2 protein-coding genes and 1 pseudogene are annotated in these 2,547 nt (G+C 66.9%); 2 read left to right on the plus strand and 1 reads right to left on the minus strand.

Annotated features, from left to right (window positions below; genetic code table 11):
- Positions 1-988: autotransporter outer membrane beta-barrel domain-containing protein (locus tag DBR20_RS22915; protein WP_258223278.1), on the plus strand; the 988-nt coding region annotated here is incomplete at its 5' end.
- A gap of 124 nt (positions 989-1,112) precedes the next feature.
- Here the strand turns inward: DBR20_RS22915 and DBR20_RS09995 are convergent.
- Entirely contained in the window at positions 1,113-1,535 is a 423-nt protein-coding gene (locus DBR20_RS09995) for a hypothetical protein (RefSeq protein WP_108266066.1), read from the minus strand.
- Positions 1,536-1,907: 372 nt separating this feature from the next.
- Here DBR20_RS09995 and DBR20_RS22115 point away from each other — a divergent pair.
- Positions 1,908-2,547 (plus strand): annotated as a pseudogene (locus DBR20_RS22115) (peptidase); the annotation flags it as partial.

The following is a 2,547-nucleotide window of genomic DNA, read 5'->3' on the forward strand; positions in this document are numbered from 1 at the left end:
GCCGGACGAGAACGGCCTGGTGCCGCTGTACCGCCTGGAGACCGCCGCCTACGCCGTGGTGCCCCCGCTGCTGCGTGAGACCTCGTTGGCCAGCCTGGGTACCTTCCACGAACGCCAGGGCGAACAGCGCCTGCTGTACAGCCAGGGTGCGTTCCGCACCGCGTGGGGGCGGCTGGTGGGGCAGAGCAGCGAGATCCACTGGAAGGGCGATGCACGGCCCGGCTTCGATGGCGACGTGATGGGTGTGCAGGCGGGCCTGGACGTCTGGGCTGCTTCCGGCGACAGCCACCGCAATCAGCTAGGCGTGTTTGTCGGTCGCACCCGTGCCGACGGGCGGATCACCGGCCTGGCCGTGGGCTGGGACAACGTGCTGGTGGGCCAGAGTCGGTTGGACGATAAGCACGTGGGCCTGTACTGGACGTTGACTGACAGCAGCGGCGGCTACATCGACGCAGTGGCGATGCAGAGCCGCTACGACGGCCGCACGCGTTCGTCGCGCGGGCTGGGCATCGACCTCAAGGGCGATGGCACCACGCTGTCGCTGGAAGCCGGCAAGCCACTGCTGCAGTTCGGACAGTCATCGTGGTGGTTGGAGCCGCAGCTGCAGGTGATCTGGCAACGCAGTTCGCTGGATGACCAGCGTGATCTGGTGTCCACCATTTCCTTCGAGAACGACAACGCCTGGACCGGCCGCGTCGGCCTGCGCCTGGCGGGCGACTATCAACTGGCCGATAACGGCTGGCAGCCGTACTTCAAGTTGAATTACTGGCACGGGCGCTCGGGCGAGGACCGCATCCTGTTCGACAGCGATGCGATCATCAATTCGCAGCGGTCGCGGGCACTGGAAGCGGGTGTGGGCGTGGTGGGCCGATTCAACCGCACCATCAGCGCTTATGCCGTGGCCGATTACACCCGCGAGCTGGGTGGCAGCGACAACGGCAAGCGCCGCATCATCGAAGGCAACATCGGCCTGCGCGCGGATTGGTAGCGCCCGCCGCGTTGGCTGCTTTGGTGGGTGCCGACCTCGGTCGGCACAATTCCAACGGGCGTAATGACCCGCTCTGGTAGGTGTCGACCTTGGTCGACACTCGAGCAATCCCCACACCCCTGCATCACAACGGCGAACGCCCCAGCAACGCACCCGCGTGATCGGCCAGCAGCTGCACCGCATGCAGCAACCCTTCCTCCGTCAGCGGCGGGCACTGCGCCTCCGCATCGTCCAGTTCACGCGCGGCCTGCGTCGCCAGCAACACACCACCCAATGCCGACAATGCCAGCAGGCAGCGCGTGGTCCCGGCCAGATCGCGCGCCCGCGCCGGCGTGATGCGCAGTTCCGTCCACGGCTCGCCGTCGGCGGCGTGGCAGCGCGTGATGTCGCGCAACCGCTTGAAAAAGGCCGGCGTGGGAGCGGCTTCATCGGCTTCGGTCAGCGCGTCTTCCAGTGCCTCGGCAGTGGCGTTGGGCAGCTGCAGGTCGGGCAGGGCATCCCCCAGCAGTGTGCGCAGGCGGGGATAGGTGGGGTAGAGCGTAGTCATGGCAGCAACCTCACAGGGCTGGGCCACCTGCGGGATGCAAGGTGGCGGGCGGTGCGGGTTGGCGTGCCGGTCAAGAGCAAAGGAGAAGCCGACGGACCCAAGGGTCCCCACGCACCGCCCGCCGTGGACCGGCAGGTGGTGCATTGTCGCGAGTGCCTGCAGCGAGGCAATCGGTCATCTTTGCTCATTGATTCGGGACGCCAATCCCGGCCAGCGCAGGTGGCGCTGGCACAGCGACCTTCGCGTGTTTGCCGCCGCGCCGACATGGGCAAAGTTGTAAATCGCAGTCCGATCCTGATGTGCCTGATACGACACGCCGCGCGACGGCCGAGGCGTTATGCTTCGCCTTCATTCAACGACAGGGAGATGTCGATGCGAAACAGCAAGGGACTGCCGGCACGAGCCGCCTTGATCGCCACGCTGCTGGCTACGACCGCTGCCACTGCGGCCGACACCATCGAGATCCCATCACCCGCCGCGCAGGCACAGCTGCTGGACATGCTCGAACGCGAGGCGCTGTATCGAAGCAGAGTCGACTGGCCAGCCACGCGCACGCGGCTGAAGGACGCGCAGGGCGATTCCGCCAGGGTTCGGACCGTGCTGGCCGAAGCCATCGGCCGCAGTTCAGGCGGTCACGGCACCTGGATGACTCCGCAACGACAGCAGCAGCGTGTGCAGCGCTTCGCCCGGGAAAATGCCAGCGCCGTTGCCCGCAGCGAAAGCGACGCCACGCACGCACGTGACCCGCGTATCGGCCAGGTGCTGATCGAGGGCTATGCGGCCGACCCCAGTGCGCCGCAGCCGCAGCTGCAGCAGCAGAACATCCAGCGTGCGCTGCGGTGGCAGAACATCATCCGTGAAAAGGACAGCACGCCTCGCTGTGGCTGGATCGTCGACCTGCGCGACAATACCGGCGGCAACATGTGGCCGATGCTGCTGGGCGTTGCGCCACTGCTGCGCACCTCTGCGATGGGTATCGAGGACGTGGGCTCATTCGAGACCGCCGACGGTC

It is taken from the genome of Stenotrophomonas sp. HMWF023, from assembly GCF_003060985.1.
Lineage (GTDB): Bacteria > Pseudomonadota > Gammaproteobacteria > Xanthomonadales > Xanthomonadaceae > Stenotrophomonas > Stenotrophomonas lactitubi.